Here is a 16552-nt window from a genome sequence, read left to right as displayed (position 1 = left end):
AATTGATTTTCTTTGGATGATTGGAGGGTACAGCATGAAAATCGGACTAAAATTGCTGTTAGGGTTTTTAGCTGTCATTATTATTTTTACCGCCGGTGTCGGCGTGATCCTGCAGCAGGTGGCAGGAATAGAAGAGAATGTATCGGCGATGATCAGGAGGTCGGACCGAGCGATCGGGATTGAAGAACTGCGCAGTCTGGATCGGGCCAAGCGGGGACAGATACAGGCGTTCATCATGGAAGCCAACCCTGAATACGTGACTGCATTTAATGAGAGGGTAGAGAGGCAAAAAGGCATCCTGGAACAGATCGAAGTTAGGATGGACACGGAAGAAGAAAGAGAGCTGTTTAATGAGATCATCGGAATAAATCAAGTGATTGACAAAGTGGTCAATGATCAGATTATTCCTGCGGTTCGACAGGGCAAAATAGAGGATGCCATCGAATACAATCAGATGCTTGCCGCGCAGCGAAAACAGCTGATGGATACGCTCGACCAGTTGGTGAATCTGGTGAGAGAATCCAGGATGAGCGCTGTGACCCAGGCAGAGGAGAAAATTTCCGCCACCTACCTGGTCGCACTGGTTTCTATCTTGGCTTCGGTGATCGTCGGTTTCTTGATTGCCTTCTTCATCTCGCGAATCATCACAGGACCATTGAAACAGATTCAATCCGTCGCTATGCGCATGGCTGAGGGGGATCTCAGCGTAGAACAGGTAAAAACCAAATCAAAAGACGAGGTAGGCCAGCTGACACAGGCGATTAATACGATGAATGACAACATCAAAGGGCTGATTCGTCAGACGGCAGAGATTGCACAAAATGTGGCGGGATCAAGCGAGGAACTGCAAGCATCGTCGACCGAGATGACCCGCGGCATCGAGCAGGTCTCGGCAACAGCAGAGCAGTTGGCCTCAGGGGCCACCTCACAAGCAGAAAATGCTTCGGAAACGCTTGGCGTGATCCAGCAGGTATCGGAAGAGATCAGCGAGGTAGCTGAGCACGCCGGAGAAATGGAAAAGCAGTCCCGACTGGCCAACCAGGCGACCCAGAAAGGGTTGGATGGTGTACAGCAGTCGATTGGGCAGATGCAGACGATCGAAGAGAAAGTATCTACTACTTCACAGATTGTGGCCGAGTTGGGACAAAAAACAGAAGCGGTTACACAGATTCTGGCTGTCATCAATGATATTGCTTCCCAAACCAACTTGTTGGCACTCAATGCGGCAATCGAAGCAGCACGTGCCGGCGAACAGGGACGCGGATTCGCTGTGGTGGCAGACGAGGTACGCAAACTGGCGGAGCAGGCTGCAGAGTCGACCAACCAAATCGCCGGCATCCTGGATGCCGTACGGCAGGAAGCGGGAGAGGCCGAAGCATCGATGGGTGAAGTGGTAGAGCAGGTGAGACTTGGTTCGGGGAAAATCAACGAGACAGGAGAGCTGTTTTCGGAAATTACCCAGATTGTGTACGATCTATCTTCCAAGGTGCAGCGAGTCAACAGTTCAGCGGAACAGATCATGCAGAAAAGCAGCCAAGCGGTTCAATCGGTGGAGAGTATTTCCGCGATTACTCAACAGTCGTCGGCAAGCAGCGAAGAGTTGGCTGCATCGATGGAACAGCAAAGCGCTTCGATGGAAGAAATCAACGGCATGGCGGAAAATCTGGCCCGAATGGCCGAACAGCTCAATCAGTCGATTGGCAGGTTCCGCTATTAGCATGTGGGTACCGAAGGCATCTCAATATCGAGAAGGAAAGAGGCGAGGCTGTCAAACCGTTGACAGCCTTTTTTATGTCCCTGTCCCCATCTGTGTCTGGATCGCTTCATCATATAAAAGCGTTTCAGCGTCACCCCGTGTTCTTGCGGGGTTAAGCGCTTCCATTGTAATCTCAAGACAGAAGATATCATTCTGTTTTAATCATGGAGGGGAAACAGATGGCGACAGATTTCTTTCCCATTCAAGACTGGGATCACGTGGAGTTTTACGTGGGAAATGCTAAGCAGGCAATGCATTATTTAACCAAGACGCTTGGCTTTGAGGCATTTGCCTACGCCGGGCTGGAGACAGGCAGCCGTGACAAGGTGTCGTACGTCCTCAAACAGAACCACCTGACATTCGTGGTGAGTGGGGCACTCACTCCTGAGCATCCGATTGCCGATTTCGTGAGACAGCACGGGGAGGGCGTAAAGGATATTGCACTGCGCGTCGAAGACTGTGAACAGGCATACCGGGAAGCGGTCTCTCGCGGAGCGATTCCGATCATGGAGCCGACTGAGTATCGTGACGAACAGGGAACAGTGAAAAAAGCGACCATCGGAACCTATGGAGATACTGTTCACTCGTTCATTGAACGAAAAGACTACAAAGGCGCATTCTTCCCTGGTTTCAAGGCGTACGAGCCAATCGTAAAAGGGGAAGGCACTGGATTGATCGGCATTGACCATATTGTCGGGAATGTGGAAGTGATGGATGAATGGGTTGCCTATTACGAAAAGGTGATGGGCTTCACTGCGACCCAGAATTTCGACGACGACGATATTTCTACTGAGTATTCCGCGCTGATGTCCAAGGTGATGCAAAGCGGCACCGGACGCATCAAGTTCCCGATCAACGAGCCGGCAGAAGGGAAGCGGAAGTCGCAGATCGAGGAGTTTCTGGAGTTCTACAAAGGGCCCGGCGTGCAGCATATCGCACTCTTGACCAATGACATTGTGGAGACGGTGACCAAACTTCGTGAAAATGGGATGGATTTCCCGTATGTACCCGATACGTACTACGAGGATCTGAAGGATCGCGTGGGAAGCATCGAAGAAGACATCGAAGTGTTGAAAGATTTGCGCATTCTCGTTGATCGTGACGACGAGGGATACCTGCTGCAGCTGTTCAGCAAACCGGTGGTCGACCGTCCAACCCTGTTTTTCGAGATCATTCAGCGCAAGGGTGCACGTGGGTTCGGCAACGGCAACTTTAAAGCGCTGTTTGAAGCATTGGAGCGGGAACAAGAACTTCGCGGCAACCTGTAAGCACGGGGCAGCGATCACGATCATGGACCATCGATTAGGGGAGTACTGCCGAGGTACTCTCCTTTTTATGTGTTCGCAAGCTTCGGGTTTTCCTATCATCCGCTCTTTTAGGTGTGTATCCCGTTCACAAGTATGGTACACTAACCATAACAGACAGATCCATATGGGTGGCGATACAGGTGCAAGAGTTTCCGATAGATGCGGTGAAACAGTTGGCCCTTCGCTGTGCACGGGCGGCCGGCGAACTCAGTCTCGAGCGGTTGAAGCAGCCTTTTTCGGTTGAATACAAGACCTCGGCATCCGATCTGGTCACGGCGGTCGACAAAGAAGTGGAGCAATACGTAGTAGAGACGATTCTGAAACAGTTCCCCGATCACGGCATTCTCGGTGAAGAGAGTACCAGCCAGAGGGATACCACCAACCACGAGACATTGTGGATCATCGATCCGATTGACGGGACGACCAATTTCGTTCATCAGCAGATCAATTACTCCGTGTCGATCGCGGTCTATCATCAAGGAGAAGGCGTGATCGGCGTCGTCTATGACCCGTCACGCGGAGAGATGTTTTGGGCGGTCAAAGGCGGGGGAGCTTTTCTCAACCATCGTCGGCTGCGATTGACCAGATCGGTCAAACTGGAGGAAGCGCTGCTCTGTACCAGTGTCTTCTGGAACAAAAGAGCAGAACAGATCGGCATCGACCAGATCGTAAAGCAATTGGCGGGAAAGGTGCGGGGGATGCGTCTTTTGGGCAGTGCGGCACTGGAATTGGCTTATGTGGCAGCAGGCCGTTTGGATGGTTATGTCAGCATGTCGCTGCATCCGTGGGATTTTGGAGCAGGCAGGATCATCGTCGAAGAAGCGGACGGAGTCGTGACCCAGATCTCCGGCGTACCGTTGCCCTACGCAGAAAACAGCAGTGTGATGGCCTGCAATCCGACGTTTTATGATGAATTGCTCAACCATCTCAAAGCCTCATTTGAACAAGACTGATGCAATGATACCGACGTGATACATACATCTTTATACAGGGCAGCGAGCCATGTTGGTTCGCTGCCCTGTCATGATTTGGAACTCTTTTACCTGACAGTGATAAAGACTTATAGCTCCCCTGCGTCGTGCAGCATATGGACAGTCAGGACATACATGGCGTGTGACCAGGTGAGTGGGATGACCCAGGCAGGCTCCCCACTCTGCCTGTCCACCTGTTCCGGCAGCAGATCAAGCGACGTACTATGGGCGATGGCCCATTCCAGGTGTTGCCTGGCTTCGGAAAACCGTCCTTGTTTGATCCGGAACTGGGCAAGCCATAGGGTGGTTAAAATCCATGGGTTCCCACCGATGTAAGAATCGTCTTGATACCGCCGAATCCCGCCAACGAACGGGGACGTGCAGGTCAGTTCAATGGCGTCGGCCGTCGCGGACATTCGTGGGTCGTCAGCTGGGAGCAATCCGAAGGGCACGGTCAAGCCAAGCAGACTAATGTCCATCACTTCGTCGTATTCGATGAAATAAGTGGTGTAGCCCTTCTCGTCTGTTTCGCATTCGACCGGCTGACCTGCTTCCCGGGCCCGCAAATAAGTTGGATAATCGACAACCAGCCTGCGTCCCCGATAAAAGGTACCTGTCCGCTGATTGACCGTCTGCGACAAGATTGCTGCTTTCAATCTCTCTGCTGCCTCGCTCCACAGCTGTACCTGGCTCTGTTTTTGCAGTTCGCGGGCAATCGCGGCAGCACTACGGAGACCTGCCCACACTGCGGCAGCGGAATAAGTATGGGAAGCAACCCGTTCTTCCCATAAATCGCATGTCGGCAGCGGCAGTCCCGTCTGTGGATCGAGACGGGTTAGAAGGAACGCAGCCCCCTTTTCCACCGCTGGCCAGATTTCTGACAGGAAGGTGTGATCATGAGTCGAGAGGTAGTGCTGATGCATTCCCCACAAAATCGATCCCCCTTCATCAATCTGCAGTCCCCATGATGGAGCTAGCCGACCATCGTGATAGTGGCGCTGTTGCCAACTTCCGTCAGGGTCTTGGGCAAGCAGTGTCCACCGATAAAAAGATCTGGACATCGCAGAGAGTCCGGCACGGTCAAAAGCGGTGGCGATATAGGCGGCGTCGCGACCCCAGCAGAAGGCATAACCGCCGCAGCGCGTGAATGCTTCGTCGAATTCGGGAGCAGCGATGATGCTTCCGCTCTGCTTGTCAGAGACCAGTGCAAAAACCAGTATGGAGCGCTCATAGAGACGGCGAATCCGCTCATCTGCCAATGGAAGCGAGGGTAGTTGCTGCAGGAACTGGCGCCAGTGGTCAGTTGTTGCGGCGAGCCATTGCTGTACGGGCCTCTCTTTGGCGACCCGCATTTTACGGATGGCTTCAGCGATGCTGTGGCCAGCTGTGAGATAGAGCGGGAGAGAGACAGTCTGACCAGGCTGGATCGATAGCTCCCAGCAGATAGCACCGTCAGAAGCCATTGCGATTCGGTTCCCGATCAAATCACCAGCAGCCGCCTGTGGCAGGGCATCACCGCAGGTGTATCCGGTGCAAACGTTTGCGCTAGCGAGCGCAAACGAGTAGGTATGACGAAAAAAGACCAAGCCATCCACTTGAGAATCATAGGTGACGGTATTGTAAAAGCGGTTTTCGCCGATCGTCAGTGAGGCATAGCAGACAAAGCGTATCTCCATTTCCGCTGTGCCGGTATTGGTCAGTTCATAGTGACGTACCAGCAGGTCACACTCCGACGAGACAAAATCGGTGGTAGTGACTTGGAGAGGAAGCCGCATCCCGGTTGCCGTACTGCGCAGCACGTTGGTTTGGTCGATGTATCGTTGTTGATGGTGCCAACTGTCGGGATCGTCCAGCCAGATGGTCTGCTGCTGCTCGTCTAGCCAGATACCGATTCGCATCCGTTCGATGTGCTGAGGGATGTCCAGATGCGGCCACCACAAACGGTAGAGTTCTCCGTTGGCTCCCAAGGCGGCCAGCATGGAAGAATTGCCGATGATCGCGTCATTTCGATACGGTTTGTTGGTTACAGGTGATAGTAGCACGTGAGATACTCCTTTCGTTTTCAGCACTGATCGGTTCTGCAGTGATCGAACTGGGCAGATGGCCTCCTCCCCTGTTGCCCTGCTAAGGAGGAGGATCAGTTCATGTCTCTAAGGGGGTATCACCTGGGACGTGGCGCACCCGACGAGCCTCTCACAATCAGGCGGTGCGGCACGATCACCTGTTTTTGCAGGCTGGATTCCCCAGACAGTCTGCGGATCAACTGCTGTACAGTAAGGTAGCCCAAGTGGTAAATCCCGATGTCGATTGTACTGATCGGCGGGTTGGAGAGTTCCGAGAGCATGATGTTGTTAAAGCTGATCACGGAGACGTCTTCGGGTACGCTCAGCCCGGCTTCGCATAGACCGCGAATCATCCCGAAAGCCACAATGTCGTCCGCGATTACGAACGCTGTGGGCTTCTCCTGATAGTTCATCGCGACCGAAACGGCGTGAAAGCCGCTCTTCTGCAGGAGATCAGCGTTGATCACCCACTCGTCCCGGAAGGGTAAGCCGACTTCTTCCAATGCTTGCTTGTAGCCTGTCAAACGATCGTGGATCACCACCATATCCGGCGGCCCCCCGACAAAACCGATGCGCGTGTGCCCCAGGGATATCAAGTGATGGGTGGCGTCGTAGCCGGCACTTACGTTGTTGTTGTTGACCAGGAACAGATCTTCATGTTCGGGAGAGCGGCCCAGCAAAACAAAGGGAAAGTCAAGTTCCAGCAATCTCTCAATGATCGGGTCGCCAAGCCGTGGAGCCATCAGAATCAGACCGTCAACGCGGCGCCCCAACACCATGCGGGTGACTGCGTCCAGTTCTTCTTGCTGACTGGTGGCCGAGGACATCAGCATGTCGTAGCGAGCTGTATTGGCGTAGGCCAGCATGCCTCGCAGCACCTCTGAGAAAAACGGATTGACAAACAGCTCTTCTGCTGAACGGGGCAGGACCAGCCCGATCGTCTGTGTACTCTTGGAAACGAGGCTTTTTGCCATGATATTGGGATGGTAGCCGAGCGATTCCATTGCCTCTCTTACTTTTCGAGCGGTCGCCGGACTAATCTTGGGATGGCGGGAAATCACCCGCGATACCGTAGAGGGTGAGACCCCTGCGGCACGGGCCACATCCTTTATGGTAACGGACATATGTTCCTCCTGCTGCACGAGGTAGTGCAAACGTTTGTTTTTTCTCATCGTAGCGAAAAGCGAAGCGATTGTAAACAGTTGTCTGCTGAAAAAACAAAATACGAGAAAATGGAAGAAAAATAAATAAATACTGGAACTTTACGGTGCCAGAAAGAGATATTCTGATCTATTTAGCTCATATTGCTCATTTTGGATGAATGGAAGCGTTTTCCTTGCTGGACGGTTTGTTGTAGGATGATGGTACACACAGGCAGAGGGGCATCCTAAATCAACAGCGGTGTTCTATCCTAGTTTGTGCAATCGTTTGCACCAGCGGCACCATGCCTTCCTCAGATAAGAGACGGTGTCAAAATTGCTGCCGTCACAGGTGTCTAGCTAGCGCTATAGCGCCGTACTTGATTTAGGCCAGGTCCAGGCAGAAATCGATTAACTAAGAGAAAGGGGTACAGTGATGAAACGCGTTTTTGGCATCTTGACGGCGGCCGTACTATTCTCCATCTTGCTGGCCGCATGCGGCGGTTCTGGAGGAAGTGAAGCGACTGAAACAGCAGGACAGCAGCAAGACGGGCCAGTTACTGTGACGTTCTGGACCACGGTACGGGAGTCGGAAGCGGTTGCACTAAAAGAAATAATTGATGAATTCGAACGGCAGAATAAAGAGATTAAGGTAAACATGCAGTTGGTTCCCTTCGGAGAGGCGCAAAACAAGTTCCGTGCAGCGGCGCAGGCCGGCAACGGTCCGGATGTGCTGCGCTCAGAGGTGGCATGGACACCGGAGTTTGCCAAGCTGGGTCTGCTCGAACCACTGGACGACTACTTTCAAGACCAGGATGACTTCCTGGACGCGCCGTTGAATTACAGCAAATGGAACGGCCGCGTGTGGAGCGTTCCGGAAGTGACGGACGCTCTGGCACTCCTATACAACAAGAAAATGTTGGCTGGTGCCGGCTTTGCTAGTGCACCGAAAACGATGGAAGAGTTTGCCCAAGCGGCCAAAGCTCTCTCCAACGGCACGGATAAATGGGGATTCTACTTGCGTCAGACGGAGGCCTACTTCAGCTTGCCGTTTGTCTGGGCGTTTGGCGGTGGACTGATCGATGAGCAGAAACAGATTCTGATCAATACCCCAGGGGCTGTAGAGGGAGTGGAGTTCGCGCTTAAGCTGCGCGATGTCGATCGTGTCTCTCCTCGCGATTTGGACGCTGCCAACAGCTATCAAAATATGAATGAAGCATTTAAAAACGGTTCGGCTGCCATGATTTTTAACGGTCCGTGGGCCATGACCGACATTCTTTCCGGAGAGCAGTTTCAAGATCCGACCAACCTCGGGATCGCACCGATTCCCGCAGGACCTGGCGGACAGACGGGCTCGCCGGTGGGGGGGCACAGTCTGGCGATATATGCCGGTTCCCCGGTCAAAGACGCTGCGTACAAATTGATCGCGTTTCTCACCAGTGCGGAAAGCCAGGCGTTTCTCGCCAGCAAGAATGGGACGCTGCCAACGCGTCGGTCGGCGTACGACATGCCTGAATTGAAGGAAAACCGCATGATTTCTGATTTCCAAGCGGTGATGGAGGCGGCCAAAAACCGCCCGGTGATTCCGGAAGGCGGACAGATTTTTGCCGCTTTTGATCCGGAGATCCAAGCCATTTACAAAGGGGAAAAGAAACCACGGGAAGGATTGGACGCGGTCGCTCAAGCGTGGCGGACACTGCTTGGGCAATAAGCGCACGACAATAGGCTGCAACTCTTGGGAAAGGGAGAGGGGCTCAAGATTCCCTCTTCCCTTCCGTGGTTGTAGGCGGTCTAAAACGATTGCCAGGAAAGGAGGCGGGATGCTTGGCAACTCGCAGCAACTGGTGGATTGCCTATCTCTTTTTGGCTCCAGTGATTGTGGTGATGGCCTTGTTGGTGTTTTATCCGTTGCTACAAGGAGTGATCTACAGCTTCACCAATATGACCCAGTACAATATGGGCAGCAAGTTTGCCCCGGCCAGTTGGGAGTTCATCGGACTAAAACATTACATTGATTTGTTTTCATCGATGCTGCAGCCTGAGTCTGTGTTTCGCGACGTCATCATCCAAACGCTCATCTGGACGTTTGTCAACGTGTTTTTCCATTTTACGATTGGTCTGATCCTGGCGTTGCTGCTGAACCGAAACATCAGGGGACGAGGCATCTACAGGATGGTGTTGGTGGTGCCGTGGGCGGTGCCATCATTTATCAGCGCGTTTTCCTGGACGTGGATGTACAACCAATCGTACGGAGTGTTCAACATCCTCCTGGCGAAGCTGGGATTTGCCCCAATTCCCTGGTTGGGGGACAGCTTCTGGGCAATGGTGTCAGTCATTATCGTAAACATATGGATTGGAGTGCCGTTTATGATGATCACCCTATTGGGAGGGCTGCAGGGTATTCCCCAGAGCTTGTATGAGGCGGCTCGTGTAGACGGCGCCACTCCATGGAGACAATTCTGGACGATCACGCTGCCGCTGTTAAAGCCTGTGGCTGCAACAGCTACGGTACTTGGCGTGATCTGGACGTTCAATATGTTCAACATCATTTATCTTGTGACCCGAGGCGGTCCAGCACGCTCTACACAGATCCTGGTCACCTATGCTTACCAAGAGGGGTTTATGAACTGGAACTTCGGGCTGGCCGCCACCTATGGTGTGGTCATTTTAAGTTTCCTGCTCGCCTTTACCTTGCTGTACCAACGACTGCTCAAGGAGAACAGCAACGAGGGGGTGTACTACTGACGTGACCCGATCCCATTGGTGGGTGCATCTCCTGCTGTTGCTGGCTTCCTTTATTGCCGTATTTCCCGTGCTGTGGATTATGATGACCAGCTTTAAGCAGCGGGCGGAAGTGTTCTCCACCGAACTTCACCTCATCCCGCAGACCTTTACCTGGGAGAACTACGTGCATGTGCTGACCAGAGCAGACGGCGTGTTTCTGCGATGGATGGCGAACAGTTTTCTGGTTGCCCTGCTGACCTCGCTTGTCGCGCTGGCTTTGTCGACGACAGCTGCCTATGCCTTGTCCCGCTTCAAGTTTGCCGGCAAGCGGGCCATTCATTATGGTTTCTTCTTGACCCAGATGTTTCCAGGGGCGTTGCTGATCATTCCGCTCTATAAGATTGTCAACTCGCTCGGGCTGTTAAACAACTATCTCGGCCTGATACTCGCCTACTGCACGGTAGCTGTGCCGTTTTGCGTGATGATGCTGAAGAATTTTTTTGACACTGTGCCCTACGAACTGGAGGAAGCCGCCCGTGTTGACGGTCTGTCTCATTTCGGCACCTTTTACCGTATCGTCCTGCCGCTCTCCATCCCTGGTGTAGCGGTGACCGCTTTTTACGCCTTTATTACAGCCTGGAATGAGTTTCTGATCGCGCTCACCTTTATGTCTGATCAAACGATGTATACCTTGCCGATTGGCTTGCAGCAGTTCGTCAACCAGTTCAATGCAGACTGGCACTATCTCTCCGCCGGAGCGATCATCGTCACCCTGCCGGTACTGGTTGTATTCTTGATTGCCCAAAAGTACCTGGTGGCCGGACTAACATCAGGGGGAACCAAAGGATAATCAAGGGGGGAGAGGATTGTCGAGGAGATTGTCTGCATACGTGACTGAGAGCATCAAGATCATCCGTGCCCATCAACACCCTGCGGGGGCGATTATCGCCTGCTCCACATATCCAGCGTATCGATACGTATGGCTGAGAGACGGCACGTTTGCCGTCTATGCGTTGGACAGGATGGGGGAGCATGGACCAGCTCGCCGCTTCTACGAGTGGTGCTCTTATGTGCTGCTGAAACACCAAGGAAAGGCTCAGCGTGTGATGGAACAGGTGCGCAGCGGCAAGACTGCAATCGATCAGGATCAGTTTTTACACACGCGCTATACCATTGATGGTGATGAGGGGAGAGAAGAATGGGGGAACTTTCAATTAGACGGATACGGTGTACTGCTGTGGGGAATAGCCGAGCACTTACGGATGAGTGGAGGGACGGCACTCTCTGGGGCCACTCAGTCAGCTGTTGAGTTGATCGTTGATTACTTGCTGACTTGTTGGAGGCTTCCGTGTTTTGACTGTTGGGAGGAGTTAGGTGATCGGTTCCATCCGGCGACATTGGCTGCTGTCTACGGCGGTTTAGCTGCCATTGTTGCGTATTTGCCACAGAAACGAAAGAAAGTGGCTGAAGCGTGTGAAGCGATCCGACAGTACGTCTTGCAGGATGGCGTCAGAGGCGGCAAGTTTGTCAAGTCGATCGGCCATCCCGGGGTCGATGCCAGCTTGTTGTGGCTCTCGGTGCCCTTTAGACTGGTCGAACCCGAGGATGGACGGATGACTCGGACAGTTCGACAGATGGAGCAGGAACTGGTGCGCGGACAGGGGGTACACCGCTATCCACAGGATCTGTACTACGGAGGTGGGCAATGGCTGCTCTTGTCGGCCTGGTTGGGATGGTTTTACCTACAGGTGGGGGAGCGACCAAAAGCAGTAGAGATTCTAGACTGGATGGAAACGAAGTGGAGCGAACGAGGACTGCCCGAACAGGTGCAGGACGTCATGATAAATCCTGACATGTACGACAGATGGACAGCGCATGCTGGCCCGCCTGCCTGTCCGCTTGTCTGGTCGCACGCGATGTATCTCGTTCTGATGACGGAGGTGGAGAAAAAAAAGCCCACTTTCCGGCCGGCAACCTAGGGCGGCCAAAAAGTGGAGAATTGGGGACGCTATGTCCATCGCAGGGTCTGACAACTTCATCGTAATCTAGTTCTATTAAGAAACGGTTTAGATATGATGGAGTTTCGATAAAGGTATTGTAAACAGCGTATGATGGCTGCCCTTTTTCCCTCCCCCTTATGCAGGTGTCCAAGCAAAGACAGGCTAACAGCCATAAAGTAAACTACTGGCAGCGCCGGATAGGTAGACTGCCAAAGCGTCTGGGAGAGAGGAGGAGGGAAATGGGCAAACGTAATGATGACGGGTTTATCTGGATCATCGTGATCATCGTGATCATCTTCGCTTTCTGGGACGACTAAGTGAGACTTGCTATAGGGGGGCGCAGCATGCAGCGGTACTCGATCATCTACCTGCCCCATCGATCTTCCATTCCAAGTATCCCATCATCCGTACTCCCCCCTGGCTTCTTCCTGTGTATGGATGGTCTACGCAGCTAGAGCGACGTTTCTAGAGAACAGAAAATGAGAGGATGTTGCTTCGTGTATTATCATGAAATGCCGTATTACGATTCACCGTACGACGATTCGCCATATCGCCGTCTGGTCCAATATCGGCGTAGACCGCCAAGACGCCGTTGTCCGGATTTCTGCGATTTCTGTCCGCCGAGATGCTGCCGTCCTAGAAGGCGCAGACCGTACTGACAGTAAACAAGCCATGCCCACACACTGTTTGGTGGGGCATGGCTTTTCCCTACAGGATTAGTGAATATGCTGCAAAAACTGCCTGGTCCGCTCTTGTTGCGGACGGTTAAACAGCTCTTCAGGTGTGCCGCGCTCCAGAATCACGCCACCGTCCATAAAGATCACTTCATCAGCCACTTCGCGGGCAAAGCTCATCTCATGGGTGACGACGACCATCGTCATCCCTTCCAGAGCCAGCTCTTTGATCACTTTCAGCACCTCAGCGACCAGCTCTGGATCAAGTGCCGAGGTTGGTTCATCGAACAGCATCACTTTCGGATCCATCGCCAGCGCACGGGCGATGCCAATCCGCTGCTGCTGTCCCCCGGACAGCTGGAAGGGATAGTGGTCCGCTTTTTCGGCCAAGCCTACCTTGGCCAGCAGTGCTTTTGCCTTTTGACGGGCTGTTTCTCTACTCTCTCCTTTGACGGTGAGCGGTCCTTCCATCACGTTTTCGATGGCGGTCATGTGCGGAAACAGGTTAAACGACTGGAAGACCATGCCGGTTTGCTTGCGGAGCTGCAGGATTCGCTTTTTATCCGTTTTGCCGGAGAAGTCCAGTTCAACGTCACCGATGCGAACCAAACCGGAGGTGGGGATCTCCAGAATATTCATGCAGCGCAGCAGAGTTGTCTTGCCTGATCCGGAAGGGCCGATGATGACGATCACTTTCCCCTGCTCGATGGTCAGGTCGATACCTTTCAAGACGTTCAGCGAATCAAAGCGCTTGTGCAGTTGTCGGATGGAAATCATCTCAGTACTCTCCTTATCGCGCGACATAGCGGTCTAATCGCTGTTCGATTTTGTCCTGGATCAACGCCAGCACCATGCAGATCACCCAATAGATGAGCGCCGCTTCGCTGTAGATCAGCAACGGTTCGTAGGTGGCAGCGGCAATTTCCTGGGCCTTGCGAAACATCTCCGGCACAAGAATGACGGCGGCCAGCGATGTGTCCTTGACCAGACTGATAAAAGAGTTGGCCAGCGGCGGTATGGAGACACGAGCCGCCTGTGGCAGGATGATCCGCTGCAGAGCCTGACGATAGGACATCCCGATGGAAAAGGCGGCTTCCCATTGGCCCTTTGGGATCGACAGGATGGCGGCACGGACGATCTCGGAACCGTACGCTCCCACATTAAGGGAAAAGCCGATGATCGCAGATGGAATCGGATCCAGTGTCCAGCCGATGTTAGGCAGTCCGTAAAAAATGATGAACAACTGTACCAGCATCGGCGTCCCGCGAATGATCGAAATATAAGTACGGGCGATTCCTTCCAGCAGCTTGACGCCGGAGATGCGAGCCAGTGCCGTCAAGATCGCGAGCACCAATCCAATCGCAAAGGAGACCACGGCGAGGGTCAGTGAATAGAGCAAGGCTCCTTTCACCAGATGGGGAAAGGAGCTTTGCGCGATATCGATCAGACGGTTGATCCGTTCCGGGTTAGCGAACCATTCACTTGGAAACATCCGCACCAAACCATTTCTCAGAGATTTTCAGATACGTTCCGTCTTTCATCATTTCATCCAGAGCCTGATTGACAGCTTCAACCAGCTCCGGATTTCCTTTGCGGAACATGAAGCCGTTCTGGGCTGCGTCTGGGTGTTTGGCGACCATCTTGATCGGGGTCTCCGGTTTTTGCTTTAGGAAGTCCAACAGTGACAGACCATCGTTGATCGTCACATCGACCCGTTTTGATGACAGCAGATCTATCGCCTGGTTGAATCCTTCTACGCCAACGATCTCGGCCCCGTTTTCACGGGCGATGTCAGTCAGGTTGCTGGTCAGCGTCTGAGCCGCCTTTAATCCTTTGATGTCTTCAAATCCATCTACCGTATTGTTCTCTTTATGAACGACCAGTACAGCTGTAGAGGTTACGTATGGCTTGGAAAAGTCGTACTTTTCCTGCCGGTCTGGTCGAATTCCCACCTGGTTGGCGATCATGTCAAACCGTTCGGCGTCAAGACCGGCAAACATCGCGTCCCACTGGGTCTCCATAAATACTGGTTCTACGCCGATCCGCTTGGCAATCTCAGCCGCCAACTCGACATCAAAGCCGGTCAGCTTGCCGGAGTCATCGTGGAAAGTAAACGGTGCGTAGGTTCCCTCTGTACCGATGAGCAGTTTCCCCTCGGCCTTGATCTTTTCCAGCAGGTTTTGCGCCTCTGCTTGTTCGGCAGGAGCTTGCTCTTGGGACGTCTGTCCGGCAGATTCCGGCGTGCCGGATGAACCAGTCGTACCTGAGGTGCCGCAGCCGGTAAGAGCGAGCAGGAATACGGTTGATGCAATCGCAAGAAGTTTTTTCATTTTGAATCCCCCACTAAACCGATATGATTTATATTCTTGTACTGTACCGGGGAGCGGAACGTTTGTCAACTGGCTTTTGCACTTGCGGCAAAACTTTTTGCTTCTCATCGAAATGTCCTTCTGCTATGATGGATAGAGCGACGTGATCGAGAGTTCGAAACCCCCTCCTCTCGTAAAACAAAACTAGGGGAGAGTGATTCACTAACGAATGTAACGAATTCATTCTCGTAACCGATTCGGACAAGTGACGACAACACCACTCTCCACCTGTGCTTGATGCCTGGTGCAGGGTGGTTTTTTTATTGGGGGCATGTCGATCAACCGTCGCTGGCAGTGTGAAAGCCACGTGAAAAGAGACAGCATTTGATGCTGGGAGGTGAACGGAAGATGGCTGCTTTTGAGGTTCCGCGCAAGCTCCAACAGCTGCACCGTGATATCAGGCCCGAACAACTGCGCTATCACAGCAAGCGTGTTGCCATCACCAAGGTGTTTACGTTTGATGCGGCTCATCACATGCACAACTACGAGGGAAAATGTATCAGTCTGCATGGTCATACCTACCGCCTGGAGGTGACGATCAGCGGCTATCCCAACGAGATCGGCATGAGCATCGACTTTGGAGAGATCAAGTCGATCTACGAAGAGCGCCTGAAAGGGCGGCTGGATCACAGATACCTTAATGAGACGCTGCCACCGATGAACACATCGGTGGAGAACCTGCTGGTCTGGATCTGGGAGGAGATCGAACAGGCGCTCGCGGAGAAGGGCCTGAAGGCGTCCGGATTCCGGATTGAAGAGCTGAAGTTGTACGAGACCCCCAACAGCTACGGTACCCTGAAGCGGGAATGGATGGAGGAAGCGTAATGACTGTCGCGGATCATCGTACAATGAGACTGCCGATGGTGGAAATCTTCCAGACGGTCGAAGGGGAAGGAGCAAAGGCAGGCTTTCCGACTACCTTTGTCCGGGTGTTCAACTGTAATCTGCGCTGCACCTGGTGCGATACGACTTACAGCTACGCCCCTCACCAGCCCGCCTTTTATGCGACGATTGGCGAGATCGTCGCACAGGTGGATGGCTACGGCAACTCATACGTCTGTCTAACCGGCGGTGAACCGCTGATGCACGGTGAGAAGTCACTGGCATTGGTTAAAGCGTTGAGCGAAGTCTCCTGTGTGCAGGATCTGCATGTTGAGACGAACGGTGCTGTTTCACTAGCGCCGTTTGTCCAGCTGCGCCAGACAGAGGAAGATGCAGGAGGCAAACTGCGTTTCGTCATGGACTGGAAGCTCCCGGCCAGTGGTGAGGCAGAGCGTATGATCGCGGAAAATCTATCGCTGCTGGGAGCGCAGGATGAACTGAAGTTCGTGATTGCTGACGAGCGAGACTTTCAGGCTGCATGCGAGGTGCTGGATCGCTGCCAGACAGCTGCGCTGCCGCTGTTCAGCCCGGTTTGGGAGACGATGCCGCCAGCGCGGCTGGTAGAGCTGATCCTGGCCAGCGGTCGTAAAGATGTGAAGTTGAACATGCAGATACACAAGGTGATCTGGCACCCGGAGACACGCGGTGTGTAACCCGCTTTTTGCCG

The 16552-nt window shown here is 53.2% G+C and carries 15 protein-coding genes; 10 read left to right on the top strand and 5 right to left on the bottom strand.

The genetic code is table 11. From position 1 onward, the window contains the following. Positions 1-34 precede the first annotated feature (34 nt). The 3 genes from LOK74_RS15150 (at position 35) to LOK74_RS15140 (ending at position 4016) form a co-directional block, all read left to right on the top strand. Positions 35-1717, top strand: coding sequence for a methyl-accepting chemotaxis protein (locus LOK74_RS15150; protein WP_230042869.1), 1683 nt, complete (start codon positions 35-37; stop codon positions 1715-1717). Positions 1718-1935: 218 nt separating this feature from the next. After that, positions 1936-3024 (top strand): 4-hydroxyphenylpyruvate dioxygenase, encoded by a 1089-nt coding sequence (hppD, locus tag LOK74_RS15145; RefSeq protein ID WP_338148614.1) that lies wholly within the window; start codon positions 1936-1938, stop codon positions 3022-3024. 173 nt (positions 3025-3197) lie between these two features. Continuing rightward, complete coding sequence (locus LOK74_RS15140; protein WP_420908792.1) at positions 3198-4016, top strand: inositol monophosphatase family protein; 819 nt, start codon at positions 3198-3200, stop codon at positions 4014-4016. 107 nt (positions 4017-4123) lie between these two features. Here the strand turns inward: LOK74_RS15140 and LOK74_RS15135 are convergent, their stop codons facing one another. Beyond that, a complete protein-coding gene (locus tag LOK74_RS15135) occupies positions 4124-6076 on the bottom strand; it encodes a glycoside hydrolase family 15 protein (RefSeq protein ID WP_230042866.1) in 1953 nt (650 codons plus the stop codon). Between the two features lie 119 nt (positions 6077-6195). Further along, the gene (locus LOK74_RS15130) at positions 6196-7221 is read right to left on the bottom strand and encodes a LacI family DNA-binding transcriptional regulator (protein WP_230042865.1); all 1026 of its coding nucleotides are present in this window, start codon (positions 7219-7221) and stop codon (positions 6196-6198) included. Between the two features lie 451 nt (positions 7222-7672). Between LOK74_RS15130 and LOK74_RS15125 the strand changes: the two genes are divergently transcribed. The 5 genes from LOK74_RS15125 (at position 7673) to LOK74_RS15105 (ending at position 12680) form a co-directional block, all read left to right on the top strand. Next, positions 7673-8947, top strand: coding sequence for an extracellular solute-binding protein (locus tag LOK74_RS15125; RefSeq protein ID WP_230042864.1), 1275 nt, complete (start codon positions 7673-7675; stop codon positions 8945-8947). A gap of 113 nt (positions 8948-9060) precedes the next feature. Next, on the top strand, positions 9061-9981 hold the full coding sequence (locus LOK74_RS15120) for a carbohydrate ABC transporter permease (RefSeq protein ID WP_230042863.1): 921 nt from the start codon (positions 9061-9063) through the stop codon (positions 9979-9981). 1 nt (position 9982) lies between these two features. Continuing rightward, on the top strand, positions 9983-10810 hold the full coding sequence (locus tag LOK74_RS15115; RefSeq protein ID WP_230042862.1) for a carbohydrate ABC transporter permease: 828 nt from the start codon (positions 9983-9985) through the stop codon (positions 10808-10810). A gap of 16 nt (positions 10811-10826) precedes the next feature. Continuing rightward, positions 10827-11939, top strand: coding sequence for a glycoside hydrolase family 15 protein (locus tag LOK74_RS15110; RefSeq protein WP_230042861.1), 1113 nt, complete (start codon positions 10827-10829; stop codon positions 11937-11939). A 528-nt stretch (positions 11940-12467) separates the two neighbouring features. Further along, a complete protein-coding gene (locus LOK74_RS15105; protein ID WP_230042860.1) occupies positions 12468-12680 on the top strand; it encodes a hypothetical protein in 213 nt (70 codons plus the stop codon). Here the strand turns inward: LOK74_RS15105 and LOK74_RS15100 are convergent. The 3 genes from LOK74_RS15100 to LOK74_RS15090 are packed head-to-tail and all read right to left on the bottom strand — an operon-like array spanning position 12677 to position 14964. Beyond that, positions 12677-13411: an amino acid ABC transporter ATP-binding protein gene (locus LOK74_RS15100; protein ID WP_230042859.1), complete on the bottom strand. Its 735-nt coding sequence runs from the start codon at positions 13409-13411 to the stop codon at positions 12677-12679. The two genes, LOK74_RS15105 and LOK74_RS15100, sit on opposite strands and share 4 nt — an antisense overlap. A gap of 13 nt (positions 13412-13424) precedes the next feature. Then, positions 13425-14126 (bottom strand): amino acid ABC transporter permease, encoded by a 702-nt coding sequence (locus tag LOK74_RS15095; protein WP_230042858.1) that lies wholly within the window; start codon positions 14124-14126, stop codon positions 13425-13427. Beyond that, entirely contained in the window at positions 14113-14964 is an 852-nt protein-coding gene (locus LOK74_RS15090; protein WP_230042857.1) for an amino acid ABC transporter substrate-binding protein, read from the bottom strand. The genes LOK74_RS15095 and LOK74_RS15090 overlap by 14 nt, the downstream gene beginning before the upstream one ends. Before the next feature lie 387 nt (positions 14965-15351). On the opposite strand from LOK74_RS15090, the gene queD reads away from it, so the two are divergent. After that, positions 15352-15828 (top strand): 6-carboxytetrahydropterin synthase QueD, encoded by a 477-nt coding sequence (gene queD / locus LOK74_RS15085; RefSeq protein WP_230042856.1) that lies wholly within the window; start codon positions 15352-15354, stop codon positions 15826-15828. After that, positions 15828-16538 (top strand): 7-carboxy-7-deazaguanine synthase QueE, encoded by a 711-nt coding sequence (locus tag LOK74_RS15080; RefSeq protein ID WP_230042855.1) that lies wholly within the window; start codon positions 15828-15830, stop codon positions 16536-16538. Before queD ends, LOK74_RS15080 begins: the two co-directional genes overlap by 1 nt. Positions 16539-16552 lie beyond the last annotated feature (14 nt).

Source organism: Brevibacillus humidisoli (genome assembly GCF_020923435.1).
Taxonomy (GTDB): domain Bacteria; phylum Bacillota; class Bacilli; order Brevibacillales; family Brevibacillaceae; genus Brevibacillus_E; species Brevibacillus_E humidisoli.
Note: the sequence above shows the minus strand (reverse complement) of the source record. Positions and strands in the feature narration are given on the sequence as shown.